Origin of the sequence: Micromonospora sp. NPDC004551 (genome assembly GCF_040609975.1) — a bacterium.
In the GTDB taxonomy this organism is placed as follows: domain Bacteria; phylum Actinomycetota; class Actinomycetes; order Mycobacteriales; family Micromonosporaceae; genus Micromonospora.
The window spans coordinates 95339-122156 of record NZ_JBEXLM010000001.1 but is presented as its reverse complement, the minus strand read 5'-3'; the positions used below and the strand labels follow the sequence as shown (position 1 = coordinate 122156).

Below are 26818 nucleotides of genomic sequence, written 5' to 3'. Positions count from 1 at the left end.
CCGGCTCACTCCTCGCGCTCACGGCGATCACGCTATCCGGGCTCCACCCGCCTGTCGCGGCCGTATCCTGAGCGGCGTGACAGACCTGGACCGCCTGGCGGCGGAGAAGTACGTGCTGCTCACCACGTTCCGCAAGGACGGGCGGGCGGTGCCGACTCCGGTGTGGGCGGTACGCGACGGCGAGGCGCTGGCGGTGTGGACGGTGTCCGACTCCGGCAAGGTGAAGCGGATCCGGCGCGACGGCCGGGTCACGGTGGCCCCGTGCGACGTGCGCGGCCGGCCGCACGGCGAGGCGGTGCCGGGGCACGCGACGGTCAGCGGCCCGGAGTCGACCCGGCGGATCCGGGGCCTGCTCAAGCAGAAGTACCGGCTTATCGGCCGGCTGAGCCTGCTGGGCAGCCGGCTGCGCCGGGGCGAGGCCGGCACGGTGGGCCTGCGCATCGTGCTCGACTGAGTTGTCCCCGGAAACGATTGAGGGCGGCGGATCGTCGCTGTCGCGACGGCCCACCGCCCCTGATCGGAACGCCTGAGAAACGTCCGGGTCTCAGTCCCCCTGACGCTGCTGGGGAATCTGCCCCTGCAGCAGGGCCCGAACCTCCGACTCGCGGTAACGGCGGTGGCCGCCCAGGGTCCGGATGGCGCTGAGCTTGCCAGCCTTGGCCCACCGGGTCACCGTCTTCGGGTCGACACGGAACATCGACGCCACCTCGGCCGGTGTGAGTAGCGGCTCTGGTTCGTGCGTTCGCGATGCCATCGGGGTCACTCCTCCACATGTATAGACATCGGCCGGGGTCCCGCCGGCCGACGCGTCTCCCATGGTCCGGCTAGTCCCCGATGTCCGACATGGGCCGAACGGCTGAAGGTCCCTAGACGGACGGATGAACCATGCCCGATTTTTACGACTTTTATGCCGCAGAAAGTACCTTAATGGGACTCATGATCACGGGTCGTGATGCGTCAACTACGAGACACTCTCGCATCGAGGTGCCTCAACCCGGGCAAACCCGGCCCCACCGCCTGCCCTAGTTGCAGCGCTCCAGCAACTGGACGGCACGCCACCGGGCGACCAGCTTGTCGTACGCCGCCGAGGCGTCCTCCGCCTCGCCCCGCGAGAGCCCGGCCAGCCCGGCGGCGACCAGTTCGGTCGAGTCGTCGGCCGTGAGCGTGTCGTCGGGCAGCAGCTGCACGAGGCCGCCGTAGTCCAGCTCCACCACCGAGCGGGGATGGAACTCCTCCAGCCAGCGGGCGGCCTCCTCGACCGCCTCGGTGATCGGGGCCTCGCCGACCGACTTGCGCAGCACCGACAACGCCCGTGACGACCGGCGGCGCGCCTTGGAGATCTCCGTCCGGTAGCGCAGCGCCCGCCGCCCCGGCTCGGTGACCAGGTGCCGCTCCTGCGGATCGAAGAGCACGAACCAGCGCAGCGGCACCCCCCAGGTGGCGATCTGCTCGTGCACCCGGGGCACCCCGTGCTCCAGCACCCGCGCCCCGCTGCGCCAGTCCTCCACCACGGCCTTCGCCTGGCCGGCCAGGACCGGCGGGACGAACGCGTCGGCCAGCACCGCGGGCACCCCGTCCCGGGCGCTCAGCGCCGCCTCGGCGACCCGGATCCGCAGGTTCCAGGGGCAGACCAGCAGGGTGTCGTCGGTCTCCAGCACGTACGCCTCGTCGGGCAGGTCGGGCAGCCGGGTCCAGCCCGCACCCAGCGCCTCGATCACCGCGGTCCGCTGCCGCCCGGGCCCCTCCAGCGGGGCGACCGCCCGGCCCTCGTTGACGTAGCGGCGCCAGAACGACTGCCGGTCGCGATCGAAGGCGGTCAGCGGCTCGTACACGCGCAGGTATGAGGCGAAGAGCGACGGCACGGCGCGATCCTCCCACGAGACGGGACTAGTCCGCCGCCGCCACCACGAGGCCCCGTGACGTGCGCGACAGTACGGCTGCGGCCGATATTAGGCTCAGCAGCACCGGCACCATCCCGCCGGCGTGCCAACAGGTCCGCGCCCCACAAGGACGCACACCGACACAGGAGTCAGCCATGGGCGTATTCGCCAGCACCGACGACCCGGGATCCACCGGTCACGAACAGGTCGTGTTCTGCCAGGACAAGCAGTCCGGGCTGAAGGCGATCATCGGGATCTACTCGACCGCGCTGGGCCCCGCGCTCGGCGGCACCCGGTTCTACCCGTACGCCGACGAGGAAGCGGCCCTCGCGGACGTGCTCGACCTCTCCCGGGGCATGGCGTACAAGAACGCCCTGGCCGGCCTCGACCTCGGCGGCGGCAAGGCGGTCATCTGGGGTGACCCGGAGCAGATCAAGAGCGAGGCGCTGCTGCGCGCCTACGGCCGGTTCGTGGAGTCCCTGGCCGGGCGCTACTACACCGCCTGCGACGTCGGCACCTACGTCGCCGACATGGACGTGATCGCCCGGGAGACGAACTACGTCACCGGTCGCAGCGTGGAGCACGGCGGCGCCGGTGACTCCTCGGTCCTCACCGCCTGGGGCGTCTTCCAGGGCATGCGGGCCGCCGCCGAGCACGTCTGGGGCAGCCCGACGCTGGCCGGCCGCCGGGTCGGCGTGGCCGGTCTCGGCAAGGTCGGCAAGTACCTGACCGGCCACCTGCTGGAGGACGGGGCCGAGGTCGTGGCGACCGACGTCAACCAGAAGGCCCTGGAGTGGGTGCGCACCACCCACCCGCAGGTCACGCTGGTCGACGACACCGCGGCGCTGGTCGCCGCCGACATCGACGTGTACGCCCCGTGCGCGCTGGGCGGCGCGCTGAACGACGACACCGTGCCGGTGCTGCGCGCGAAGGTGGTCGCCGGAGCGGCCAACAACCAGCTCGCCCACCCGGGCATCGAGAAGGTCCTCGCCGACCGGGGCATCCTCTACGCCCCCGACTACGTGGTGAACGCCGGCGGCGTGATCCAGGTCGCCGACGAGATCGAGGGCTTCAACTTCGACCGCGCCAAGCTGCGGGCCACCCGGATCTTCGACACCACCCGGGAGATCCTGCGGCTCGCCGACGACGAGGGCGTCCCCCCGGCGGTGGCCGCGGACCGGCTCGCCGAGCGGCGGATGGCCGAGGTCGGCCGCCTGCGCACGATCTACCTGCGCTGAACGTCACCCGGGGGCGGAGCCGGCTGGCTCCGCCCCCGGGCGCGGCGCGGCCGGCACCGGCGTTAAGCTGGACGTTGGGGTGCTTCGTGGCGATTTGACCGCTGTCACGGCCGGTCCCGCTATCCGCTCCTTACCGGGTACACTTTGTGACGGCCGGTTCACTGCGACGCGCAGGGCCGGTTGACGGTAACCCGAGGTGCCGAACGGTGGCATCCCCATGTACCGTAAGAGCCACGAGAGATGCCTGACGTCATCGGGGCCCGCCTTCGGGCTGCCCCGCATTCTGTGCGAGGGGGTCGAGCCATGGGGCGCGGCCGTGCTAAGGCCAAGCAGACGAAGGTGGCGCGGGAGTTGAAGTACCACTCCCCGAACACCGACCTCACCGCCTTGCAGCGCGAGTTGGCGGGTGCTGGTGGGAAGTCTGAGCAGCACTTCGACGACGACTACAAAGAGTATGTCGACGACGATGATGAGGATCACGCGGACGACGACCCGGACACCTGGGCCCGTCCGACCCGTTGATCTCCAGTCGCATCTGAGCACGCGGTGACTCCCGCGTGCTCACGCATGTGCCCTTCCAACGAGATGCACCGACGATCAGGGGCCAGGCCGTCCCGGAGCTGATCCGGCCGACCGGCGGGCCCCTGATCGCGGACGCGTGCCCTCAGCGGGGCCGGTTGTTCCAGTTGTAGAACGTCGGGATGTTCTCGAAGTGGTTCCAGGCGCACACCGCGCTGGCGCCGTCGCCGCCCGACACCTCCGCCCGCAGCAGGCGCGCGGCCTCGGCCTCGTGGAGCAGTGCGGTCAGTCCGACGGCGGCTTCCCGCACCCGGTCCCCGACGGGATCGGGCTCGGCTCCTCCGACGCGCTCAGGCTGCCGGTGACTCGTGGTCTCGGGCATGCTCCAACACTCCCTCCAGTAGGCGGATCTTGCTGTTGCGGCAGTGCTCGGTCTCCGTACCGTCGAAACGCCCCAGCTCGAAGTAGCGGTTGGCCGCGTGGCCCCCGCCACAGAAGCCGAAGTAGGGGCAGGACGACCGGCACGCCTCCACCCCGGTGAGGAACTCGCCGACCCAGGGCGTCCGCCCGGCGCCGGCCAGGATCTCGCCCAGCGGGGCGGTCAGCACGTTGCCGCTGCTGAAGTCGCCGTAGCGCGGGTCGGTGAAGCCGGCCAGTTCCGGGGAGAGCACCACCACCGAGCCGTCCTGGGCGACCGTGGGGATCGGGTCGAGCCGGCGGGGCAGCAGGTCGTCCGCCGTGCCGGCCAGGACGGCGCCGGCGTAGCGCAGCGACCACTCGACCTCGCGCAGGTGGATCCTGGGATCCCGGCGCCAGGCGCCCACCAGTTCCGCCCAGAAGCCGGTCACCGCGGCCGCGTCCCGGGCGTTCGTGCGGGTGTTGACGCCCTCGGTCTCCTCGATGTTGATTCCCAGCACGTCGCAGCCGAGGTCGAGGAAGTAGTCGTAGAGCTCGGTGGCCAGCCCCGGCTCCGGCCGGGAGACCACGGCCAGCGCCGAGAACGGCAGCCCGTACCGGCGCAGCGCCGCCACCCCGGCCAGGATCCGGTCGTACGCCGGCCGCCCGCCCCGGGTGACCCGCTCACCGTTGCGGTGCCGGGGGCCGTCCACGCTCACGCTCACCCGGATCCCGTGCTCGGCGAAGAACGCGCACCAGGCGTCGTCGATCAGCGTGGCGTTGGTCTGGATGTGGTGCTCGACCTCGGGCCCGAACGGGGCCAGCAGGGCGGCCAGGTGCTCCCGTCCGGCCGCGAGCGGCTCCCCGCCGTGCCAGACCACCGAGAAGCGCCCGGCGGCCGCCCAGGGGTTCACGGCCGCCGCCACCGCCTCGGCGACCGGCACGGGCATCCGCTGGTCGACCGCGCGCAGCGGTAGGTAGCAGTAGACGCAGTCGAGGTTGCAGAGGGTGGTCGGCTGCATCACCACGTACGAGGGGACGGCGGCGATGCCCCGCATTCCGGTGTGCGTACGCGCAGCCATCAACCCTCCCCCGCCTAGCCTGAACTGCCCTTCAGGCTAGGCGGCGGTGGCCACTCGGGTGAACCCCCGATCAGGTGCCCGGATGATCACCGCAGAGTGATCATCCGCGGGTGTGCTGACCGATCATCTGCACGTTGCCGGAGCCCTCGATGATCTCGCCGGCCTGCCAGGCGTCGACGCCGCGGCCGGTCAGGGTCGCCAGCGCGCGGTCGGCGTCCTCGGCGGAGACGATGGCGAACATGCCGACGCCCATGTTGAACGTCGCCTCCATCTCCGGGTCCTCGATCCGGCCCTTGGACTGGATCAGGTCGAAGACCGGCTGCGGCTTCCAGGTGGAGCGGTTGACCACCGCGTCGACGTGCTCGGGCAGGATCCGGACCAGGTTGCCCGGGATGCCGCCACCGGTGACGTGGGCCAGCGCCCGCACCTCGGCCTCGGCGATCAGCTTGAGGCAGTCCTGCGCGTAGATCTTGGTCGGGGTGAGCAGCTCCTCGCCGAGGGTGCGCTGCCGGCCGAAGTCCTCGATCACCACGTCCAGCCGCATCCGGGCGGCGCCCAGCAGCACGTGCCGGACCAGCGAGTAGCCGTTGGAGTGCAGGCCCGAGGAGCGCATCGCGATCACGACGTCGCCCACCTCGACCCGCTCCGAGCTGAGGATGTCGCTCTCCTCCACGACGCCGACGCCGGTGGCGGAGATGTCGTACTCGTCGGGGCGCAGCACGCCCGGGTGCTCGGCGGTCTCGCCGCCCAGCAGGGCGCAGCCGGCGTAGCGGCAGCCGTCGGCGATGCCCGCGCCGATCTCGGCGACCTTGTCCGGCACGACCTCCCCCGTGGCGATGTAGTCGAGCAGGAACAGCGGCTCGGCGCCGCAGGCCACCAGGTCGTCGACCACCATGGCGACCAGGTCGATGCCGACCGTGTCGTGGATGTCGAGCTGCTGGGCGATCACCAGTTTGGTGCCCACACCGTCGGTGGAGGAGGCCAGGATGGGGTTCTTGTACTTCTTCGTGTCCAGCCGGAACAGGCCGGCGAAGCCGCCCAGGTCACCCATGACCTCCGGGCGCCGGGTCTGCCGGACCTTGGACTTCAGCAGCTCGACCGCGCGGTCCCCCGCGTCGATCGACACCCCGGCGTCGGCGTACGAGACCGAGCGTTTGCGCTGCGTGCGGCCGGTCCCCGCCGACCAGGGCTGGCGGTCGCCGCCGGCGCCCGTCGGGCTGGATCCTGCGCCGCTGCGCTCGGACACGTGGGTCACGGTTCTCCCCTTTGGTTCCCGCGGGCCGGCCGGTGGACCGCCCCGCGTCGGTGGTGCTACGGGCGGTGGGTGGCTGCGCCGCCCGGAGTGGCGGCCGACGGCTTCAGGTCGGGGCGCGGCGTCAGACGCGCCGAGCCGAAGTTGTCGTCGAGTGGGGCAGTGGGCTCGGATGCCTCCGCGGCGACCCGGCGGCCCACCCCTTCGAGCACGTGCTTGCCGATCAGGTTCCCGGCGGGCAGCTCGATCGGGTATTCCCCGTCGAAGCACGCCCGGCAGAGCCGGGTCTTCGGCTGCTCGGTCGCGGCGATCAGACCGGGGAGCGATACGTAGCCCAGCGTGTCGGCCCCGATCGACCGCCGGATGCCCTCGTTGTCCAGCCCGTTGGCCAGCAGCTCGGCCCGGGTGGCGAAGTCGATCCCGTAGAAGCAGGGCCAGTTGACCGGCGGCGACGAGATCCGGACGTGGACCTCCAGCGCCCCCGCCTCGCGCAGCATCCGCACGATGGCCCGCTGGGTGTTGCCGCGGACGATCGAGTCGTCCACCACCACCAGGCGCTTGCCGCGGACGTTCTCCCGCAGCGGGTTGAGCTTGAGCCGGATGCCGAGCTGACGCAGGGTCTGCGACGGCTGGATGAAGGTGCGCCCGACGTACGGGTTCTTCATCAGGCCCTGGCCGTAGGTGATGCCGGACTCCTCGGCGTAGCCGATCGCGGCCGGGGTGCCGGACTCCGGCACCGGGATGACCAGGTCGGCCTCGACCGGGTGCTCCTTCGCGAGCTGGCGGCCGATCTGCACCCGGGCGGAGTGCACGTTCCGCCCGGCGATGGTGGCGTCCGGGCGGGCGATGTACACGTACTCGAAGAGGCAGCCCTTGGGCTCCGGCGCGGCGAAGCGGCTGGACCGCAGCCCGTCCTCGTCGATGGCGATCAGCTCGCCCGGCTCGACCTCGCGCACCACGCTCGCGCCGACGATGTCCAGCGCCGCGGTCTCGCTCGCCACCACCCAGCCGCGCTCCAGGCGGCCGAGCACCAGCGGGCGTACCCCGTGCGGGTCACGGGCCGCGTAGAGGGTCGACTCGTCCATGAAGACGAAGCTGAAGGCGCCGCGCAGCTGGGGCAGCACCTCCAGGGCCGCCGCCTCGACGGAGAGGTCAGGCCGGCTGGCCAGCAGCATGGTGACCAGCGAGGTGTCGTTGGTCGAGCCGTCCGAGTCCAGGCCCCGCTCGGCCACCTCGCGCTGGAGCTCGGCGGTGTTGACCAGGTTGCCGTTGTGGGCCAGCGCGATCGTGGTGCCGGCACTGGTGGCTCGGATGGTCGGCTGGGCGTTCTCCCAGGTCGACCCGCCGGTGGTCGAGTAGCGCGCGTGCCCGATCGCGACGTGCCCGCGCAGGCTCGCCAGGGTCGGCTCGTCGAAGACCTGCGCGACCAGGCCGAGGTCCTTGTAGACCACCACGCCCGACCCGTCGCTCACCGCGATGCCCGCGGCCTCCTGGCCGCGGTGCTGGAGGGCGTAGAGCCCGAAGTAGGTCAGGTTCGCGACCTCCTCCCCGGGCGCCCAGACGCCGAAGACGCCGCACGCGTCCTGGGGGCCGGGTCGCTGGGGGTCAAGGTCGTGGCTCAGCCGGCCATCGCCTCGGGGCACCTGCCGCTCCCTCTTGCTGGGGTCTGGACTGGCCTGGCGGAGGTCGGGGGGCAAGCTCCGCACGGTGGGCCGGGGACCGTGGTCGTCTCACAGTGTACGCGACCAGCGGTCGACACCGACAGTCACGATCAGCCCGCTCTCCGTGATGCCGCGGGTGCGGATCACCGCAGCTGGAGCGGAAGGTGCTCGGAGAGGTCCGCCCGGACGCCGGACACCCGTACGCGACCCTCGGTGACGGCCTCCGCCCAGCCGAGACGGCCGGTGGCCAGCGCCAGCCAGGTGGCCGGGTCCATTTCCACCACGTTCGGTGGCGTTCCGCGGGTGTGTCGGGGGCCCGCCACGCACTGCACCGCGCCGTAGGGTGGAACCCGCACCTCCACCGACCGGCCGGGGGCGCGCTCCGCGAGGGCGGCCAAAAGGGTACGGACCGCCTCCCGGTACACCGGCCGATCGGGCGTACGCCCCTCATCCAGCGCCGTCAACGTTGCCGCTACCGCGGCGGAATAAGTGTGCGGAGAGGACACGACGGGACGATACGACCCGCCGGCACCGCGCTCGACGCTGGCCCTGGGTAGAGATAGCCCGGCCGGACAAGGCATAGTTGCCGACGGCGTATTCGTACCGTGAGTGATCACCCGGCCGGACCGGCCGGCGGGGCGATCAGACCCGGAAGGCGGTGGACGTGTCAACACACCGACGTGCCTGGAAGCAGCGGGCCGGTGTGGTCGTAGCGCTGGTCTTCGGCGCGCTGCTCGCCGTCCCCGCCACACCCGCCCTGGCCGCCACGATCAGCTCGGCTGACGGCTCGGTCACGATCGACGCCGGCAAGAGCAGCTCTGTCAACGTGACAGTCACACCGGAGGCTGGTGAGGAGTCAGCCACCATCGACATCAGCGGCCTGCCCTCCGGCGTCAGCTGCTCGGGATGTCCGAAGACCGTCAATTTCGGCCAGGTGCCGGTCCCGCAGCCGGTGACCTTGACTCTGTCGGCTGCAGGGAATGCACCTGCGGCCAACGGAGCGTCGGCGACGATCAGGGTCCAGGGCAACGGACGCCCGGACAGCCGGCCGCTGAACGTGACCGTCAAGGCAGCCGCGCCGCCGACCCCGGACCAGCCGCAGACGGTCAAGTCCGTCTCCGGCAAGGTGGTCATCTCCGACAACGGCGAGCCCGTCGAGAACGCTCTCGTCATGCTCCGCGACAGCCGGGGCAAGCAGCGCCAGACGAACACGGACGGTAGCGGCAACTTCCGCTTCACCGGCTCCACCTCGGACCCCATCGCGCCGGGCCGGATCGACCTGGGCGCCACCAAGGGCGACGCCAGCCCCGGCACCAAGTCGATCAACGCGGCGGCCGGGCAGTCCGTGACCGGCGTGCGGATCAGCGTGCCGATCAAGGTCGAGGCCAGCCCGAGTCCCAGCGCGTCGGCCAGTGAGGAGGCCCTGCCGAGCGAGGAGGCGACCGACGAGGCCACCGACGAGCCGGCCAGCGAGGCGCCCGCCGCCCAGCAGCCGACCGCCAACGAGGACTCCGGCGGCTTCGGCTCCTGGCTGCTGATCCTGCTCGGCGGCCTCTTCGTCGCCGTCGGCGTCGGCACCATCGTGCTGCTCTACATGCGGCGCAAGAACGAGGACGGCGACGGCGACGGTGACGGCCCGAACGGGCCCACCGGCCCGGGTGGCCCGGTGGGGGCGGCCGGCGCGGTGCCGGGCGCCCGGGGCGGCTACCGGGGCGCGGACGACCAGACCCGCGTGGTGAACGGCATGGGCGCCGGGGCGGCACCGACCATGGTCGGTGGCACCTCGCTCAGCGACGCGCCGACCATGATGCACCGCCCGGTGGTGGACGACGTCCCGCCGGACCCGTACGGCGCACCGCCCGGGCCCGCGTACGGCGTCGGGGCCGGCCAGGCCGGCTGGGCCGGCAACGGTTACGGCGACGAGGCTCCCGGTCAGGGCGGCTACGGCGGCGGCAACAACGGCTACGGCAACGCCCCGTCCTCCGGCGGCGGCTACGGCAACGCGCCCTCCTCGGGCGGCGGCTACGGCGGCCCGGACTACGGCGCCGGCGCCGGCGGCTATCCGCCCGCACAGGGCGGCGGCTACGGCAACGAGCGCTACGACGAGCCCACCGGCCGCTACACCGGTGACAGCACCCAGTACGCCCCGCCGGCCGACCCCTACCCGACCAGCACCTACCAGCCGGACCAGGGCCGGGGCTACGACCAGCCCGGCCAGGGCCAGTACGGTCGCGGCCCGGAGCAGGGTGGCAACGCCTACGGCTCGGGTGGCGGCTACGGCGGACCGTCCGGCGGCTACGACAACGGACCCGCGGGCGGCTACGACAAGGGCCAGGGCGGCGGCTACGACGGGCGCGGCGGTGGCTACGACGGCCCGGGTGGCGGCTACGACAACGGCCCGGCCGGTGGCTACGACAACGCTCCGGGCGGCGGCTACGACAACCGTCAGGGCGGCTACGACGGTCGCCAGCAGGGCGGTTACGACGGCGGCCAGCAGGGCGGCTACGACGGTTACGACCAGCGCGGCGGCTACGGCGGCGCCGACGGTTACGGCCAGCCCTCGCAGCAGGGTGGTTACGGCCAGCAGGGCGGCTACGGTCAGGAGCAGCCGCCGCAGCAGCGCGGCGGTGGCTACGACAAGCAGGGCTACGACCAGGGCGGCTACTACGCCGACCCGGCCGAGGCCGGTCGGGGCCGGCCCGACGTCCCGCAGGACCGCGGCGGTCGCCGCCTGGACTGGCTGGACGACTGACGGCCGGGGCGCGAGCGCCCCACCGAGCACGACGAGAGTGGCCGCCCGGCTGAGCCGGGCGGCCACTTCGCGCAGGAGGCCCGGCCACACCACGGGCATCGGGGCACCGAGCACCAGTCATCGGGCAGCCGACATCTGGGCACCCGGCAACCGTGCATCCGGCAACCGGGCATCGAGCAGTCGGCAGCGGGCAGCGGGCAGCGGGCAGTCGGCAGCGGGCAGCGGGCAGCGGGCAGCGGGCAGCGGGCAGCGGGCAGCGGGCAGCGGGAGGAGCTTCCCCGAGCCGCCGCTGAGTCATCCACGTCATCAAGTTCGTAGCGGCGTTCGAGGGCACCGCGGCCCGCCGGGCCGAGCAAACAGACGCCGTCGAGGGCTGTTCGGAGACCTCCGGCGAGCGCCGGGGCGTGGGGGCGGCCCGGCCTCAGGCGGCGGCGAAGTAGCCCTGGCGCAGCACCGGCACCACGTCGGAGACGCCCAGTTCGACGGCGACGGCGACATCGTCGGCGAAGCCGCCCTCGACGAGTTCCCGGCCGGAGACGCAGCCGCGCACGGCCGCCGCCACGTCGGGCGTGCTGGCCAGCGCGGCCAGGGCCATGGCCGCCTCCACGGAGAGCCCGCCGGGGACCCCGGAGAGGGCGTCCAGCACGCTGGCCGCCCCGAGCTGATCCTCCACGCCGGGGCGCAGCGACCCGTCCGGCCAGCGTTCACCGGCGGCCACGACACCCACCGGGGCGTCGGTCGAACCGTATCCCTGGGCCCTGAGCCAGCGGCCGACGGCGGGCGCGTTGCGCAGGCACGCCGCGACCACCGGGATGCCGGTCGCGCTCGCGGCGGCGCTGATGGCCGAGCCGTTCGGTGACGGCAGCACCAGGTCGGCGACGACCGGCGCGGTCCGCAACGCCGCCGGGGAGAGCGACCACGGGTGTTCCGGGGTCGTCCTCCGCCGGCCGACGGCTGCGACGGCGCCGACCCGGCGGGCGTACTCGGCGGCCTGCTCGCCCCACGGGAACGGGTGCACCCGCATGCCACGGCTGACCGCCACCTCCACGGCGGTGGTGAACGAGAGCACGTCCACCACCACCAGGGCGGCGCAGACCCGGCCGAGTTCGGCGGCCCCGCTCAGGCCCCAGTCGAACCGGGCCCCGGCGCCGGGTTGGGCGAACACGGCCAAGGCCAGGGCCTCAGCGCTGATCCGGCTCGGGGCGCTGGTCCGGGTCACCGGTGGCCGTCGCGGAGTCGTCCACGGCGGAGGGCGCCTCGGGGGCGTCAACGGAGGCGTGGGCGTCGGCGTGAGCCTCGTCCGCCGGGGCGTCGTCGGTCACCGGGGCCTCCGCGACGTCCGCGGACGCGGTCGCCTCGGCCTCGGTCTCCGCCGGAGCGGCACCGGCCTGCGCGATCGGCTCGGCGGCCACCTCGGCCGGGTCGACGTCGATCGGCTGCTCGGCGGTGGCCGGCAGGACGGTGGTGGTCCCGGTGCGGGTGGCCTCCACCTCCACCCGGGCCGCCTCCGCGCCGCCGAAGAGACGCGGCAGGGTGGCGGTGTGCGCCTCGCGCAGCTCGTCGAGGCCGATCCGGAACTGGCCGTGCACCTCCAGGGCGCCGCCGGCCGGGTCGGTGACCCCGATGAACTCCCACGGCACCCCGCGCTCGGCGCAGAGGGCGGTGAACGCCTTCTCGTGCCCGCGCGGCACCGACACCAGCACGCGGCCGGCGGACTCGCTGAACAGGAAGACGAACGGCATCGACCCGCCGGCGAAGTGCTCCGGCAGCACGACCCGGGCACCGACCCCGCGCCGCAGGCTGGACTCGACCAGGCTCTGGGCGAGACCGCCGTCGGACAGGTCGTGCGCGGAGCTGAGGTGGCCGACCCGGGCCGCGTCGGCCAGCAGCTCGGCGAGCTGCCGCTCGCGAGCCAGGTCGACCTGCGGCGGGATGCCGCCCAGGTGCTCGTGGGTCACCCAGGCCCACTCCGAGCCGGAGAGCTCGACGTGCGTCTCGCCCAGCAGGAAGAGCTGGTCGTGGTCGCCGGCCGGCCGCGGCACGAAGCCCATGGGCACCCGGTCCGCGACGTTGTCCAGCACGCCCAGCACACCGACCACCGGGGTCGGGTGGATGGCCGCCGCGCCGGTCTGGTTGTAGAAGCTGACGTTGCCGCCGGTCACCGGGATGCCCAGCTCCAGGCAGCCGTCCGCGAGGCCGCGCACGGCCTCGGCGAACTGCCACATGACCGCCGGGTCCTCCGGGGAGCCGAAGTTGAGGCAGTTGGTGACGGCGATCGGCTTCGCGCCGGTCACCGCCACGTTCCGGTACGCCTCGGCCAGCGCGAGCTTCGTCCCGTGGTACGGGTCGAGGCGCGCGTACCGGCCGTTGCCGTCGACGGAGAGGGCGACGCCCAGGCCGGTCCGCTCGTCGATCCGGATCACGCCGGAGTCCTCCGGCTGGGCCAGCACGGTGTTGCCCAGCACGTACCGGTCGTACTGCTCGGTGACCCAGGTCTTGTCGGCCAGGTTCGGCGACGCGATCATGCGGAGCAGGGTCTCCCGCAGCGCCTCCGGGTCGCTCGGCCGGGGCAGCGTCTCGGCCCGGTCGGCCTGGAGCAGGATGAGGTCGGCCGGCTCGCGCATCGGGCGGGCGTAGACCGGACCGTCGTCGACCAGCGAGCCCGGCGGCACGTCCACGACCATCTGGTCGCGCCAGGTGATGAGCAGGCGGCCCGGCTGGCCGTCCGGCGACGGCGGGGTGACCTCACCGATGGCGGTGGCGAGCACGCCCCACTTCTCGGCGGTCTTGAGCACCGCCTCCAGCTTGTCCGGCGCGACCACCAGCAGCATCCGCTCCTGGGATTCGCTGGCCAGGATCTCGTGCGGCTCCATCGAGGGCTCGCGCAGCGGCACTCGCTCCAGCCAGACCCGCATGCCGGTCCCGGCGGAGGCGGCGGTCTCGGTGAGCGCGCAGGTCAGGCCGGCGCCGCCGAGGTCCTGGATGCCGACGACCAGCTCGGCGTCGTACAGCTCCAGGCACGCCTCGATGAGCAGCTTCTCCATGAACGGGTCGCCCACCTGCACGGACGGGCGGCGCTGCTCGCTGCCCTCGTCGAAGGTGGCGCTGGCCAGCACCGACACGCCGCCGATGCCGTCCCGGCCGGTCTTGGCGCCCATCAGCACCACGATGTTGCCGGGGCCGGTGGCGTCCTTCTTCTGCAGCCGGTCGACCGGCAGCACGCCCAGGCAGAGCGCGTTGACCAGTGGGTTGCCCTGGTAGCAGGGGTCGAAGACCACCTCGCCGCCGATGTTGGGCAGGCCGAGGCAGTTGCCGTAGCCGCCGACGCCGGCGACGACGCCGGGCAGCACCCGGGCGGTGTCCGGGTGGTCGGCCGCGCCGAACCGCAGCGGGTCCATCACGGCGACCGGGCGGGCGCCCATGGCGAGGATGTCGCGGACGATGCCGCCGACGCCGGTCGCCGCGCCCTGGTACGGCTCGACGAAGCTCGGGTGGTTGTGCGACTCGACCTTGAAGGTCACCGCCAGCTCGTCGGAGACCTGGACCACGCCGGCGTTCTCGCCGATGCCGGCCAGCAGCCGGTCACTGGGCGGGGCCTTCTCGCCGAACTGGCGCAGGTGCACCTTGCTCGACTTGTAGGAGCAGTGCTCGCTCCACATGATCGAGTACATGGCCAGCTCGGCCTGGGTGGGCCGGCGGCCGAGGATGTGCCGGATCCGGTCGTACTCGTCGTCGCGGAGGCCCAGCTCCGCGTAGGGCTGGAGCTCCTCGGGGGTGCCGGCGGCGCGCGGCACGGTGTCCACGCCGGGGGCCCAGCCGTCGGCCGGGCCGGCCTGCGGCACCACGCCCGGCGTCTCCCGCAGGGCCGGGTCCGGATGGGTGGTCATGACCTCTCCTCGCTGCGCTCGCCGCCGTGGCGGCGGGTGAGCCGACCGATGATCCCGCGCACGGTCACGCCGGGGCCCCCACCAGGTGCTTGAGCACCGAGGTGAAGAAGCCGAGACCGTCCAGGGAGGGACCGGTGAGCGCCTCCACCGCGTGCTCGGGGTGCGGCATGATGCCGACCACGTTGCCGGCCTCGTTGGTGATCGCGGCGATGTCGCGCTGCGATCCGTTGGGGTTGCCGCCGACGTAACGGGCGACCACGCGCCCCTCGGCCTCCAGCTGGTCCAGCGTCGCCGGGTCGGCGACGTAGCAGCCCTCGCCGTTCTTGACCGGTACGAGCACCTCCTGGCCGGGCTGGAACGCGTTGGTCCAGGCGGTGCCGACGGCCTCGATCCGCAGAACCTGGTCCCGGTTGCGGAAGTGCAGGTGCTGGTTGCGGGTGAGCGCGCCGGGCAGCAGGTGTGCCTCGCAGAGGATCTGGAAGCCGTTGCAGATGCCGAGCACCGGCAGGCCGCCGCGGGCGGCATCGACGATCGAGCCCATCACCGGGGCGAACCGGGCGATCGCGCCGCAGCGCAGGTAGTCGCCGTAGGAGAAGCCACCGGGCAGGACCACCGCGTCGACGCCGTGCAGGTCCGGGTCGCCGTGCCAGAGCCGGACCGGTTCGGCGCCGGCGATCCGGACGGCCCGGGCCGCGTCCCCGTCGTCGAGCGAGCCGGGGAACGTCACCACACCGACCCGCGCGGTCACGAGAGCGCGTCCGCGGTCTCGTCGGCCTCGACCAGGCGGACCGTGAAGTCCTCGATGACCGGGTTGGCGAGCAGCTTGTCGGCGATCTCCCGGGCCCGGTCCAGGTCCGGTTCACCGGTGAACTCGATCTCGATCCGCCTGCCGATCCGGACCGAGGCGACGTCGCTGACGCCGAGCCGGGGCAGCGCGTTTGCGACGGCCTGGCCCTGAGGATCGAGGATCTCGGGCTTGAGCATGACGTCGACGACGACGCGAGGCACGGGGCACTCCTGACTGTGTACGCAGTTGGGTGCCGGCCCACAACGGGCGAGCGCAGCCAGCCTACCTGGCAGATACCGCCCTGCCCGCACCGGCCGGTGCAGGCCCGGGCAATGATCGGCGTGACCGGCCGCCCGGACGGAGGGTCGATGCGCGTTCGTTGCGGCGTCGATACGAATTCGTTGCCCGACGCGGTGGCCGGCCTCCGACGACAGGGCCCTCACCAGGCATTCTGCCGCAGGAGTCGGTTGGCGGGACCGGTTTCCGACAGGAGTCCCCGCGGAGCCGCCGGGGCGTCCACACTGATCGGCCGGTTTCGATCGGGGCCTTGTGACGAGCCTCGGTACACCCTTAGCATTCATCGCCAGGTGTCGATGCCTTCATCGATCGGCCCGCCGGGACCACCCCGCCCCGTCCGGGTCACGCCCTGCCCGGCGACCCCGGGCGCCCCTCCGCCGAAGGAGTCCCCCGCATGCGTCTCCGTCCCCTGCTCGCCCTGCTGACCACCGCCCTCGCCGGCGCGCTCGCCACCGCCTCCGGCGCCGCCGCCGCACCGGCCGGCCCGCAGCCGATCATCGGCGGCAGCACCGTCTCGTCCGCCCCGTGGGCCGCCGCGGTGTTCAGCAACGGCTCGTTCACCTGTTCCGGGAGCGTGATCGCGTCCCAGTGGGTGCTCACCGCGCGGCACTGCGTCAGCGGCACGATGTCGGTCCGGGTCGGCAGCGTCTACTACGCCTCGGGCGGGGTCACCCGCACGGTGAGCGCCTCCTACACCCGCTACGACCTGGCACTGCTGCGCCTCTCCAGCGCGGTCAGCACCTCGACCGTGACGCTGGCCAGCAGCAACCCGCCGGTCGGCTCCACCAACTCGATCTACGGCTGGGGCATGACCTGCTACAGCGGGTGCGGCGCGTCGCCCCAGCTAAAGACCGCCAACGTGCAGGTGACCAGCACCAACGCCACCGACGCGTACGGTGGCCAGGCGATCCGCAGCACCCGCATCAACGGCAACGCCTGGCGGGGCGACTCGGGCGGCCCGCAGTTCTACAACGGCCGGCAGGTCGGCGTCGCCTCGACCGCCGACGGCTCCAGCATCCAGAACTACGGCAGTGTCGCGTACAACCGGGCCTGGATCACCTCGGTGGCCGGTGTCTGACGGTTAGCGACCGGTGCGGCGCGGATGGGCCGGTGGCACCCCGACCGTCCGCGCCGCGCCGTTTTGCAGCATCCGATCAGGTGAACACGGCTCACGAACCGGCCGCCCGGAGGCTGACAGCATCGGAACCGTGCTGGTCGTGACGACGGATCAACTGCCCGGCTACGAGATCCGCCAGATCCTCGGCGAAGTGGTCTCCTCGATGGCGAGGACGCGCAACCCCTACCGCGAGGGGGTGAAGAACCTGCGCGGCGGCGCCTACGACCCGATGGCGCCGGACAACCTCACCCGCTGGCGTACCGACTCGGTGGCCCGGCTCGGTGAGGAGGCGCAGCGGCTCGGCGCGAACGCCGTCATCGGCATGCGCTTCGACAGCCGGGACTGCGGTGAGATGTGGATGGAGATCTGCGCGTACGGGACGGCGGTGATCGTCGTACCCAAGATGCCCGACGTCATGCCGCCGGACCAGCCGATGGTCGCCGCCGAGACCGCCCACGACCCGGAGATCGCCGCGGCGCCCGGCGGCATCGCCGAGCCGGCCAGCGCCCCGAACCTGCGAACGGCCGCCGAAACCCCGACCCCCGGCTCCTGATCCGGGTCAGAGGATGGGCGGCGGGGAGTAGGCGGCGGCCTCGGGGTGGGCTTCGACGATCTTGGTGATGCGGGCGGTCACCCGGTCGACCTGGGCCCCGGCGGCGCCGACGAACGCGTTGCGGTCGGCGACCAGCGCGTCGATCTCGGCCCGGGTCAGGCCGAGCCGGCCGTCCGCGGCGAGGCGGTCGAACAGGTCGTTCTCGGCGGCGCCCTTCTCCCGCATGGCCAGCGCCACGGCGACCGCGTGCTCCTTGATCACCTCGTGCGCGACCTCCCGGCCCACGCCCCGGCGCACCGCCGCGACGAGGATCTTGGTGGTGGCCAGGAAGGGCAGGAAGCGCTCCAGCTCGCGGTTGATCACCGCCGGGTACGGCCCGAACTCGTCCAGCACGGTGAGGAACGTCTGGAACAGGCCGTCGGCCGCGAAGAACGCGTCCGGCAGGGCCACCCGCCGGACCACCGAGCAGGACACGTCCCCCTCGTTCCACTGGTCGCCGGCCAGCTCGCCGACCATCGACAGGTAGCCCCGGATGATCACCGCGAAGCCGTTCACCCGCTCCGACGAGCGGGTGTTCATCTTGTGCGGCATCGCGCTGGAGCCGACCTGGCCGGGCTTGAAGCCCTCGGTGACCAGCTCCTGGCCCACCATCAGCCGGATGGTGGTGGCCAGCGACGACGGCGCGGCGGCGACCTGCGCCAGCGCGGAGAGCACGTCGAAGTCCAGCGAACGCGGGTAGACCTGACCGACGCTGTCCAGCACCCGGGCGAAGCCCAGGTGCTGGGCGACCCGGCGCTCCAGCTCCGCCACCTTGCCGGCGTCGCCGTCGAAGAGGTCGAGCTGATCGGCCGCGGTACCCACCGGCCCCTTGATGCCCCGCAGCGGGTAGCGGTCGATCAGGTCTTCCAACCGCTCGTACGCGATCAGCAGCTCCTCGGCGGCGGACGCGAAGCGCTTGCCCAGCGTGGTGGCCTGCGCCGCGACGTTGTGCGACCGGCCGGTCATGACCAGGCCGGAGTATTCGTGCGCGTGCCAGGCCAGCCGCGCCAGGGTGGCGACCACCCGATCCCGGATCAGCTCCAGCGAGGCCCGGACCTGGAGCTGCTCGACGTTCTCGGTGAGGTCCCGCGAGGTCATCCCCTTGTGCACGTGCTCGTGCCCGGCGCGCGCGCTGAACTCCTCGATGCGGGCCTTCACGTCGTGCCGGGTGACCCGCTCGCGCTCGGCGATCGAGGCCAGGTCCACGTCGTCGACCATCCGCTCGTACGCCTCGACCACCCCGTCCGGCACCGGCACGCCGAGGTCCCGCTGGGCCCTGAGCACAGCGAGCCAGAGCCGCCGCTCCATGCGGACCTTCTCCTCGGGCGACCAGAGGGCGACCAGCTCGGGCGAGGCGTAGCGGTTGGCGAGCACGTTCGGGATCGTCACGGGCCCATTCTCCCGTACGTGGACGCCGGCACTCCGGTCGCCCCATCGCCCACCGCGCCGCCGGGCCGCAGCCGGGCGGGCGGCGGCGTCAGCGTTCCAGGATCGCGGTCACGCCCTGCCCGCCGGCAGCGCAGATGGAGATCAGGCCCCGCCCGCTCCCCTTCTGGTCGAGGAGCTTGGCCAGGGTCGCCACGATCCGGCCGCCGGTGGCCGCGAACGGGTGCCCGGCGGCCAGCGAGGAGCCGTTGACGTTGAGCCGGTCCCGGTCGATCGACCCGAGCGGCGCGTCCAGGCCCAGCCGCTCCTTGCAGAACTCCGGCGACTCCCAGGCGGCCAGGGTGGCCAGCACCTGCGAGGCGAACGCCTCGTGGATCTCGTAGTAGTCGAAGTCCTGAAGGGTCAGCCCGGCCCGGGCCAGCATCCGGGGCACCGCGTAGGCGGGGGCCATGAGCAGGCCCTCGTCGCCGTGCACGAAGTCGACCGCCGCCGTCTCCGACCAGGAGAACCAGGCCAGCACCGGCAGGTGGTGGTCACGCGCCCACTCCTCGGACGCCAGCAGCACGGTCGACGCGCCGTCGGTGAGCGGCGAGGAGTTGCCCGCCGTCATGGTCGCCCGCTCGGCGTCCGGGCCCTTGGCCCCGAAGACCGGCTTGAGCGAGCCGAGCTTCTCCAGGCTGGTGTCCGCGCGCAGGTTCTGGTCGCGGGTGAGCCCCAGGTAGGGGGTCATGAGGTCGTCGAAGAACCCCTTGTCGTACGCGGCGGCGAGCCGCTGGTGCGAGCGGAGCGCCAACTCGTCCTGGGCCTGCCGGTCGATGTTCCAGCGCAGCGCGGTCCTCGCGGCATGGTCGCCCATCGACAGCCCGGTCCGCGGTTCGGCGTTGCGCGGGATCTCCGGCTTGAACGGCTGGAGCGGGCGGAGCTTGGCGGCGAGCTTCAGCCGCTCGCCGAGGGTCCGGGCGGAGTTGAGCTGGATGAGGGTCCGGCGCAGGTCCTCGTTGACCGCCAGCGGCGCGTCGGAGGTGGTGTCGACGCCACCGGCGATGCCGACCTCGATCTGTCCGAGGGCGATCTTGTTGGCAACCAGGATGGCCGCCTCCAGCCCGGTGCCGCAGGCCTGCTGGATGTCGTACGCCGGGGTGTGCGGGTCGAGCCGGGAGCCGAGCACGACCTCCCGGGTGAGGTTGAAGTCCCGGGAGTGCTTCAGCACGGCGCCGGCCACCACCTCGCCGACCCGCTGCCCGGCCAGCCCGAACCGGGCGACCAGCCCGTCCAGCGCCGCGCCGAGCATGTCCGCGTTGGACGCGTGCGCGTAGCGCGAGTTGGACCGGGCGAAGGGGATGCGGTTGCCGCCGATCACCGCGACCCGCCGGACACTCTGCACGATCGGCCTCCTCGAAGCTGTTGCCCGAACCCTACTCGCCAGTAGGCTACGCCTATGACCGACAGGTACGCGAGCTTCGTCCAAACGGCGGCCGGCCGCACGCTGGTCAAGCGCCTCGGGCTGCCCGACCCGCCGCGCCTTCGCCGGCACACGCCGGGCGACCCGCTCGTTCCCGGGCCCGTCCTGCTCGGCTCCTCGACCGGCGGCCGGCTCGCCGAGCCGGTGGGCAAGGTGCTGACCGCCGCCGGGGTCGAGCTGGCCGACCCGGCCGCCGCCACCGACACCACCGTCCGCTTCGCGGCCCTGGTGTACGACGCCAGCGGCATCACCGACTCCACCGGCCTGCGCCAGCTCTACGACTTCTTCCACCCGCAGGCGCGGGCCCTGCTGCCCAGCGGCCGGGTGATCGTGCTGGGCACCCCGCCGGCCGAGTGCGGCTCGCCCCGCGAGGCGACCGCCCAGCGCGCGCTGGAGGGGCTGACCCGCAGCATCGGCAAGGAGTTCGGCCGGGGCGTCACGGCCCAGCTCGTCCACGTGACGAAGAACGGCGACGCCGGCACCGCGGTGAGCCTGGAGTCCACCCTGCGCTTCCTGCTCAGCGGCCGGTCCGCGTACGTCTCGGGCCAGGTGATCCGGGTCGGCGCCGGGACCGCCGCCGCGCCGGCCGACTGGGACCGTCCGCTGGACGGCCAGATCGTCCTGGTCACCGGGGCGGCCCGGGGCATCGGCGCGGCGCTGGCCCGGGTACTCGCCCGCGACGGCGCCTCGGTCGTCGCGCTGGACATCCCGGCCGCCGGGGACGAGCTGGCGGCCGTCGCCAACGAGATCGGCGGCACCGCCGTGCAGCTCGACCTGACCGCGCCGGACGCGCCGACCCGGCTGGCCGAACACCTGGCGAGCCGGCACGGGCGGGTCGACGTGGTGGTGCACAACGCCGGCATCACCCGGGACAAGACGCTCGGCCGGATGGACGCCGACCGCTGGGACTCGGTGATCGACGTGAACCTCTCCAGCCAGGAGCGGATCAACGACGTGCTGCTGGAGCGGGACCTGATTCCGGCCGGCGGCCGGATCGTCTCGGTGTCCTCGATCGCCGGCATCGCCGGCAACCGGGGCCAGACCAACTATGCGACCAGCAAGGCGGGCGTGATCGGCCTGGTCGACTCCCTCGCCCCGGTGCTGCGCGAGCGGGGCATCAGCCTCAACGCGGTCGCGCCCGGCTTCATCGAGACCCGCCTGACCGCCCGGATCCCGCTGATGATCCGCGAGGCGGGCCGGCGGATGAACAGCATGGCCCAGGGCGGCCTGCCGGTGGACGTGGCCGAGACGATCGGCTGGCTGTCCTGGCCGGCGAGCGGCGCGGTCAGCGGCAACGTGGTCCGCGTCTGCGGCCAGAGCCTGCTGGGGGCGTGATGGCGCGGCGGAAGCAGCGGCCGGAGGAGCCGGCCGAGGAGCTGTCGGTGCACGAGCTGATCGAGGGTCCGACCCAGGACCTGACGTCGGCCCGAGCGGCGCTGGCGGCCCGGGATGTCGCGCCGATCGAGGCGACCCAGGACCTGTCGGCGCTGGCCGAGGACCGCACGCAGGACCTGTCCGCGCTGGTCGACGACCGCACCCAGGACCTGTCGAGCGCGGCCGCGGCGGTCACCTCGGGGGGCGCGGCGACCCTGACCGCGCCGTACCGCACCGGGCCGGACGGCCGGCTGCGCATCGACCTGCCGCGCCTGCCGGCGCCGGGGGCGCTCTACCGGCGGGCCCTGCTGGGGGCGCTGCCCGGCACGGGTGGCCGGCGCCGGCCGGACGTGCCCGCCGTGGAGCTGGGCGTCTCCGGGGTCACGGTCGACCCGGCCCACCTGGCCGACTACGACCGGGTCTGCGGGTTCCGGCTGGCCGACCGGCTGCCGGCGACGTACCTGCACGTGCTGGGCTTTCCGCTCTCGCTGCGGCTGATGACCGCGGCGGAGTTCCCCATCCCGTTGACCGGGGTGGTGCACGTGGCGAACCGGATCACGGTGCGCCGGCCGGTGGAGGCCGGCGAGACGGTGGACTTCCGCACGTACGCCGAGAACCTGCGCCCGCACGAGCGGGGCCGTCAGCTCGACGTGGTGCTCGTCGGCTCGGTCGGCGGGGAGGAGGTCTGGCGGGGCGTCTCGACGTACCTCGGAAGGGAGCGCACGGCGGGCGGCGGCCCGCGGCGCGACCGGGGTGACCGCCCGACGACGCCGGCCGCGTCGGCGCAGTGGCGGGTGACGCCGCGGGTGGGCACCGATTACGCGCGGGTCTCCGGCGACCACAACCCGATCCACACGTCGAGGCTGGGCGCGCGGCTGTTCGGCTTCCCGCGCCCGATAGCGCACGGCATGTGGAGCAAGGCCCGCTGCCTGGCCGCGCTGGAGAGCCGACTGCCGGATTCCTACACGGTGGAGGTGGCGTTCAAACTGCCCGTGCCGCTGCCGTTCACGGTGGCCTTCAGCGCCGCCGCCACCGGCGCGACCTGGGATTTCGCGCTGCACGACGCACGGCAGGGTCGGCCGCACCTGGTGGGCACCGTCCGCTGAGGAAGAGGGGGTTGGCGTACCCCTCTTCCGTGCGCTAAGTTGTTCTCAGGTTGAGTTGTTCTCAGAGCGAGAGAGACGGAACGCCGTGAACGAGCAGGACTTCCTGGCCGCGTACGACCCGCGGGACTACCCGGCGGTCGCCGTCACCGTCGACGTGGTCGCGCTGACCATCCGCGAGGGCGCGCTGCACCTCCTGCTGATCCGCCGGGCCGCGCCGCCCTACGCGGGCCACTGGGCGCTGCCCGGCGGCTTCGTCCGCCCCGACGAGGACCTGGGCGCCGGCGCCCGGCGCGAGCTGGCCGAGGAGACCGGGCTCGGCGGCGAGCGGCTGCGCCGGGTCCACCTGGAGCAGCTCGCCACCTACGGCGCGCCCGACCGGGATCCGCGCATGCGGGTCGTCTCGGTCGCCCACCTGGCGTTCGCGCCCGACCTGCCCGACCCGGTCGCCGACACCGACGCCGACGAGGCGGTCTGGCTGCCGGTGACCGCGCTGTCCAGCCGGCAGCTCGCCTTCGACCACGGCCGGATCATCGACGACGGGCTGGAGCGGGCCCGGTCCAAGCTGGAATACACGCCGCTGGCCACCCGCTTCCTGGCGCCCGAGTTCACCATCACCGAGCTGCGGGCCGTCTACGAGACGGTCTGGGGGCACCCGCTGCACGCCGGCAACTTCCACCGCAAGGTGCTTTCCGTGCCCAGCTTCGTGGAGAGCACCGGCGCCAGCACCGAGCGCGGCGGCGCGCGCGGCGGGCCCCGGGCCAAGCTCTACCGCGCCGGCGACGCCCGGCTGCTCCACCCGGCGCTGCTGCGCCCTGCCCGGGAGGAGACGGTGCGGTGAGGACGGAGGAGGCGATCCGGCTGGTCGCCGCCGCGCACAGCGACGCCGACCTGTTCGGCACCGACGCGCCGGCCCGCCGCTACCGCGAGCTGGTCACGGCCCTGCACCCCGACCGGCTCGGCGCGGTCGACCCGGGGGTACGCGCCGCCGCCACCGACGCGCTCATGACGGTGACCGCCCGCTGGCGGGGCGGCCGCGGCACCGAACTCGGCAGCTACGCGTTGCGCCGGATCGCGTACGCCGGGGACGTGGCCGACCTCTACGACGTCGGCCGGGACCGCCTGCTCAAGCTTCCCCGCGATCCGGCCGACAACGACCTGATGGCCCGCGAGGCGCGCGCCCTGCGGCGGATCGCCGAGCGGGGCGACCCGCGCCACCTGCCCTACGTGCCCCGGCTCGTCGACCACCTGCCCGCCCGCGAGCCGACGACCGGGGCCGAGCGGCTGGTCAACGTGGTGGCCGCGGCGCCCGGGCTGCACAGCCTCGACGAGGTGCGCCGGGCCTACCCGGACGGGCTGGACCCGCGCGACGCGGCCTGGATGTGGCGGCGGCTGCTGGTCGCCCTCGGCCTGGCCCACCGGGCCGGCGTGGTGCACGGCGCGGTGCTGCCCCGGCACGTGCTCATCGAGCCGGACGCACACGGCCTGGTCCTGGTCGACTGGTGCTTCTCCACCGAGGCCGGCGCGACCATCCCGGCCCTGGTTCCCGGACACGAGGACTGGTATCCGGCCGAGGTGACCGCCCGGCGGCCCGTCGGCCCGGGCACCGATCTGGCCATGGCCGCGCACTGCATGACCTGGCTGATGGCCGGCCGCGCCCCGCGCGAGCTGCGCGCCTTCGCGGCCGGCTGCCGGCGGCCGAAGCCGGCCGCGCGCCCCGACGACGCCTGGCGGCTGCTCGGCGAACTCGACGAGGTGCTGGAACGCCTCTTCGGCCCCCGAACCTTCCGCCCCTTCACCCTCAATCCCTAGGGAGGCTGCCATGGGCAGCGGAATCTGGTCCACCGACGTGTACGACGCCGCCGACCGCTACCGGCGGGCCACCGGCGCGAGCGCCTTCTCCTACAGCGACAGCGGGGCGCGGACCGTGCACCCCGCGCTCGACCCGCGCGACGCGACCCGGGAGAGCCGTGACTCGGCCGAGCACCCGCAGTCGACGCCCATCGCGGTGCTCTTCGACGTGACCGGCTCCATGGGGCACGTGCCCCGGGTGCTCCAGAGCAAGCTGCCGCAGCTGCTCGGCCTGCTGCTCCGGCAGGGCTACGCCCGCGACCCGCAGATCCTGTTCGGCGCGATCGGCGACGCCACCTGCGACCGGGTGCCGTTGCAGGTCGGCCAGTTCGAGTCCGACAACCGGATGGACGACGACCTCGGCCGGATCGTGCTGGAGGGCGGCGGTGGCGGCCAGATGACCGAGTCGTACGAGCTGGCCCTCTACTTCATGGCCCGCCACACGGTCACCGACAGCTGGGCGAAGCGGGGACGGCGCGGCTACCTGTTCATCATCGGCGACGAGCTGGCGTACCCCCGGGTCGACCGGCGGCAGGTGGCCCGGCTGATCGGCGACGACCTGCGCGAGGACGTTCCGCTGCGACAGATCGTCGAGGAGGTGACCCGGTGCTGGGACACCTACTACCTGCTCCCGGCCGGCAGCGCCTACGCGGGCAGCCGCAAGGTGCTCGACTTCTGGCGCGACCTGCTCGGGCAGCACGCCGTCGAGCTGGACGACCTCGACGCGGTCTGCGAGACCATCGCGCTCACCGTCGGCCTCGGCGAGCAGGCCATCGACCTCGACGCCGGGCTGCAGGACCTGGACCGGGCCGGTTCGACGGCCGGCCGCACCGTCTCCCGGGCGCTCGCCCGGCTCGGCGGCGACCGGCGCGCGGTGGCCACGCTGCCGTTCACCCCGACCGACGGCAGCGGGGTCACCCGGCTGTGAGACACGTGATGGTGGTCGACCTCGGCTACGGCGACGCCGGCAAGGGCACCGTCGTCGACTGGCTCTGCGCCAGCCGGCCGGTGCACACGGTGGTCCGCTTCAACGGGGGCGCGCAGGCGGCGCACAACGTCGTGCTGCGCGACGGGCGGCACCACACGTTCGCGCAGTTCGGCGCCGGGACGTTCCGCCCCGGTGTCCGTACGCACCTGTCGCGGCACGTGGTGGTGGACCCGCTGGCGCTGGCCGCCGAGGCCGACCACCTCGCGGCGGTCGGGGTGCCCGACGCGCTCGACCGGCTGACCGTGGACGGGGAGGCGCTGCTGGCCACCCCGTACCACCGGGCCGCCAACCGGGCGCGGGAGATCGCCCGGGGAGCCGACCGGCACGGCTCCTGCGGGCTGGGGGTGGGCGAGGCGGTCGCGTACGGCCTCGCCCACCCCGACGAGGCGCCCCGGGTGGCGGACTGCCACCGCCCGGCGGTCCTGCGCCGCCGGCTCACCGCGCTGCGGGACCGGCTCACCGCCGAACTCGGCCCGCTGGACGCCCCGCCCGTCGAGGACTGCCTGCCCGCGTACGCCGGTTTCGCCGGCCGGGTGGCGATCGTCGACCGGGCCTGGCTGTCCGGGGCGCTGCGGGCCGGGACCTGCGTGTTCGAGGGAGCCCAGGGGGTGCTGCTGGATGAGTGGCACGGCTTCCACCCGTACACCACGTGGAGCACCACCACCTTCGCCAACGCCGAGGCGCTGCTCGCCGAGGCCGGGCTGGCCGGCAGCGCACAGCGGCTCGGCGTGCTGCGGGTGACCACCACCCGGCACGGCCCGGGGCCGCTGGTCACCGAGGACCCGGCGCTGCCGTTCGCCGACCCGCGCAACCCGGCGAATCCGTGGCAGGGCCGTTTCCGGTTCGGCCACTTCGACGCGGTGGCCCACCGCTACGCGCTGGAGGTGGCCGGCGGCGTGGACGCGCTCGCCCTCACCCACCTGGACCTGGCCGGGCCGGCCCTGCGGATCTGCCGCCGCTACGACACCGTCGACCGGCTCGCCCCCGGCCCGGCCGGCGACCTGGCCCGCCAGGCCGCGCTCACGGCCCGGCTGCTCCGGGCCCGCCCGGTCCTCGACGAGGCGCCGACCGAGTGGCCGGCCGCGGTGGCGGCCGAGCTGGGCGCGCCGGTGCTCCTCACCTCGCACGGGCCGACCGCCGAGGACAAGGTGCCCGCCCTCGCCGGAGCCGTTTCCGCTCCCCGCTGACACCGCA

General features: G+C 73.5%; 25 protein-coding genes. 12 read left to right on the top strand and 13 right to left on the bottom strand.

Translation table 11 applies throughout. From position 1 onward, the window contains the following. Nucleotides 1-76 precede the first annotated feature (76 nt). The gene (locus ABZW14_RS00605) at nucleotides 77-454 is read left to right on the top strand and encodes a PPOX class F420-dependent oxidoreductase (protein WP_355337541.1); all 378 of its coding nucleotides are present in this window, start codon (nucleotides 77-79) and stop codon (nucleotides 452-454) included. Between the two features lie 90 nt (nucleotides 455-544). On the opposite strand, the gene ABZW14_RS00600 is transcribed toward ABZW14_RS00605, so the two are convergent. Beyond that, nucleotides 545-754, bottom strand: a complete 210-nt coding sequence (locus ABZW14_RS00600; protein ID WP_007073996.1) for a BldC family transcriptional regulator — start codon at nucleotides 752-754, stop codon at nucleotides 545-547. A 268-nt stretch (nucleotides 755-1022) separates the two neighbouring features. Beyond that, entirely contained in the window at nucleotides 1023-1862 is an 840-nt protein-coding gene (locus ABZW14_RS00595) for a hypothetical protein (RefSeq protein ID WP_355337539.1), read from the bottom strand. A 173-nt stretch (nucleotides 1863-2035) separates the two neighbouring features. Here ABZW14_RS00595 and ABZW14_RS00590 point away from each other — a divergent pair, with 173 nt between their 5' ends. Together ABZW14_RS00590 and ABZW14_RS00585 are read left to right on the top strand one after the other, a co-directional pair. Beyond that, nucleotides 2036-3118, top strand: coding sequence for a Glu/Leu/Phe/Val dehydrogenase dimerization domain-containing protein (locus tag ABZW14_RS00590; protein WP_355337537.1), 1083 nt, complete (start codon nucleotides 2036-2038; stop codon nucleotides 3116-3118). Nucleotides 3119-3421: 303 nt separating this feature from the next. Next, nucleotides 3422-3640, top strand: coding sequence for a DUF3073 domain-containing protein (locus ABZW14_RS00585; protein WP_091668151.1), 219 nt, complete (start codon nucleotides 3422-3424; stop codon nucleotides 3638-3640). 142 nt (nucleotides 3641-3782) lie between these two features. On the opposite strand, the gene amcA is transcribed toward ABZW14_RS00585, so the two are convergent. From amcA to ABZW14_RS00560, 5 genes are all read right to left on the bottom strand, one after another. Continuing rightward, nucleotides 3783-4019 carry a multiple cyclophane-containing RiPP AmcA gene (gene amcA, locus ABZW14_RS00580; protein ID WP_355337533.1) on the bottom strand — a complete coding sequence of 79 codons (237 nt, stop codon included), beginning with the start codon at nucleotides 4017-4019 and terminating at the stop codon, nucleotides 3783-3785. Next, nucleotides 3988-5091: a cyclophane-forming radical SAM peptide maturase AmcB gene (amcB, locus tag ABZW14_RS00575; RefSeq protein WP_355339324.1), complete on the bottom strand. Its 1104-nt coding sequence runs from the start codon at nucleotides 5089-5091 to the stop codon at nucleotides 3988-3990. The genes amcA and amcB overlap by 32 nt, the downstream gene beginning before the upstream one ends. Before the next feature lie 124 nt (nucleotides 5092-5215). Next, nucleotides 5216-6370, bottom strand: coding sequence for a phosphoribosylformylglycinamidine cyclo-ligase (gene purM / locus ABZW14_RS00570; protein WP_355337530.1), 1155 nt, complete (start codon nucleotides 6368-6370; stop codon nucleotides 5216-5218). A gap of 56 nt (nucleotides 6371-6426) precedes the next feature. Continuing rightward, nucleotides 6427-8010 (bottom strand): amidophosphoribosyltransferase, encoded by a 1584-nt coding sequence (purF, locus tag ABZW14_RS00565; protein WP_355337527.1) that lies wholly within the window; start codon nucleotides 8008-8010, stop codon nucleotides 6427-6429. A 161-nt stretch (nucleotides 8011-8171) separates the two neighbouring features. After that, nucleotides 8172-8534, bottom strand: coding sequence for a sterol carrier family protein (locus tag ABZW14_RS00560; protein ID WP_355337524.1), 363 nt, complete (start codon nucleotides 8532-8534; stop codon nucleotides 8172-8174). Nucleotides 8535-8692: 158 nt separating this feature from the next. On the opposite strand from ABZW14_RS00560, the gene ABZW14_RS00555 reads away from it, so the two are divergent. Then, nucleotides 8693-10780: a carboxypeptidase-like regulatory domain-containing protein gene (locus ABZW14_RS00555; RefSeq protein WP_355337521.1), complete on the top strand. Its 2088-nt coding sequence runs from the start codon at nucleotides 8693-8695 to the stop codon at nucleotides 10778-10780. Nucleotides 10781-11201: 421 nt separating this feature from the next. Here the strand turns inward: ABZW14_RS00555 and ABZW14_RS00550 are convergent, their stop codons facing one another. The 4 genes from ABZW14_RS00550 to purS all read right to left on the bottom strand — a co-directional run bounded on the left by ABZW14_RS00550 (nucleotide 11202) and on the right by purS (nucleotide 15675). Continuing rightward, on the bottom strand, nucleotides 11202-11951 hold the full coding sequence (locus ABZW14_RS00550) for a 2-phosphosulfolactate phosphatase (RefSeq protein WP_355339321.1): 750 nt from the start codon (nucleotides 11949-11951) through the stop codon (nucleotides 11202-11204). 10 nt (nucleotides 11952-11961) lie between these two features. Next, on the bottom strand, nucleotides 11962-14667 hold the full coding sequence (purL, locus tag ABZW14_RS00545) for a phosphoribosylformylglycinamidine synthase subunit PurL (RefSeq protein WP_355337519.1): 2706 nt from the start codon (nucleotides 14665-14667) through the stop codon (nucleotides 11962-11964). 64 nt (nucleotides 14668-14731) lie between these two features. After that, nucleotides 14732-15415, bottom strand: coding sequence for a phosphoribosylformylglycinamidine synthase subunit PurQ (purQ, locus tag ABZW14_RS00540; protein WP_355337517.1), 684 nt, complete (start codon nucleotides 15413-15415; stop codon nucleotides 14732-14734). Beyond that, nucleotides 15412-15675, bottom strand: coding sequence for a phosphoribosylformylglycinamidine synthase subunit PurS (gene purS / locus ABZW14_RS00535; protein WP_355337514.1), 264 nt, complete (start codon nucleotides 15673-15675; stop codon nucleotides 15412-15414). Before purS ends, purQ begins: the two co-directional genes overlap by 4 nt. Before the next feature lie 470 nt (nucleotides 15676-16145). On the opposite strand from purS, the gene ABZW14_RS00530 reads away from it, so the two are divergent. Then, a complete protein-coding gene (locus tag ABZW14_RS00530) occupies nucleotides 16146-16829 on the top strand; it encodes a DUF1986 domain-containing protein (protein ID WP_355337511.1) in 684 nt (227 codons plus the stop codon). A 130-nt stretch (nucleotides 16830-16959) separates the two neighbouring features. After that, nucleotides 16960-17421: a YbjQ family protein gene (locus tag ABZW14_RS00525; protein ID WP_355337509.1), complete on the top strand. Its 462-nt coding sequence runs from the start codon at nucleotides 16960-16962 to the stop codon at nucleotides 17419-17421. Nucleotides 17422-17427: 6 nt separating this feature from the next. On the opposite strand, the gene purB is transcribed toward ABZW14_RS00525, so the two are convergent. Together purB and ABZW14_RS00515 are read right to left on the bottom strand one after the other, a co-directional pair. After that, a complete protein-coding gene (gene purB / locus ABZW14_RS00520; protein ID WP_355337506.1) occupies nucleotides 17428-18849 on the bottom strand; it encodes an adenylosuccinate lyase in 1422 nt (473 codons plus the stop codon). Between the two features lie 88 nt (nucleotides 18850-18937). Further along, nucleotides 18938-20230, bottom strand: a complete 1293-nt coding sequence (locus tag ABZW14_RS00515; protein WP_355337503.1) for an acetyl-CoA C-acetyltransferase — start codon at nucleotides 20228-20230, stop codon at nucleotides 18938-18940. 54 nt (nucleotides 20231-20284) lie between these two features. Between ABZW14_RS00515 and ABZW14_RS00510 the strand changes: the two genes are divergently transcribed. From ABZW14_RS00510 to ABZW14_RS00485, 6 genes are all read left to right on the top strand, one after another. Then, entirely contained in the window at nucleotides 20285-21643 is a 1359-nt protein-coding gene (locus ABZW14_RS00510) for a 3-oxoacyl-ACP reductase (protein WP_355337500.1), read from the top strand. Continuing rightward, nucleotides 21643-22788, top strand: coding sequence for a MaoC/PaaZ C-terminal domain-containing protein (locus ABZW14_RS00505; protein ID WP_355337497.1), 1146 nt, complete (start codon nucleotides 21643-21645; stop codon nucleotides 22786-22788). The genes ABZW14_RS00510 and ABZW14_RS00505 overlap by 1 nt, the downstream gene beginning before the upstream one ends. A gap of 85 nt (nucleotides 22789-22873) precedes the next feature. Then, entirely contained in the window at nucleotides 22874-23626 is a 753-nt protein-coding gene (locus ABZW14_RS00500) for an NUDIX domain-containing protein (protein WP_355337494.1), read from the top strand. Beyond that, nucleotides 23623-24597: a serine/threonine protein kinase gene (locus ABZW14_RS00495; RefSeq protein WP_355337491.1), complete on the top strand. Its 975-nt coding sequence runs from the start codon at nucleotides 23623-23625 to the stop codon at nucleotides 24595-24597. The genes ABZW14_RS00500 and ABZW14_RS00495 overlap by 4 nt, the downstream gene beginning before the upstream one ends. Nucleotides 24598-24607: 10 nt before the next feature. Further along, nucleotides 24608-25564: a hypothetical protein gene (locus tag ABZW14_RS00490; RefSeq protein ID WP_355337488.1), complete on the top strand. Its 957-nt coding sequence runs from the start codon at nucleotides 24608-24610 to the stop codon at nucleotides 25562-25564. Continuing rightward, on the top strand, nucleotides 25561-26811 hold the full coding sequence (locus ABZW14_RS00485; RefSeq protein ID WP_355337485.1) for an adenylosuccinate synthetase: 1251 nt from the start codon (nucleotides 25561-25563) through the stop codon (nucleotides 26809-26811). Before ABZW14_RS00490 ends, ABZW14_RS00485 begins: the two co-directional genes overlap by 4 nt. The last annotated feature ends 7 nt before the right edge of the window (nucleotides 26812-26818 follow it).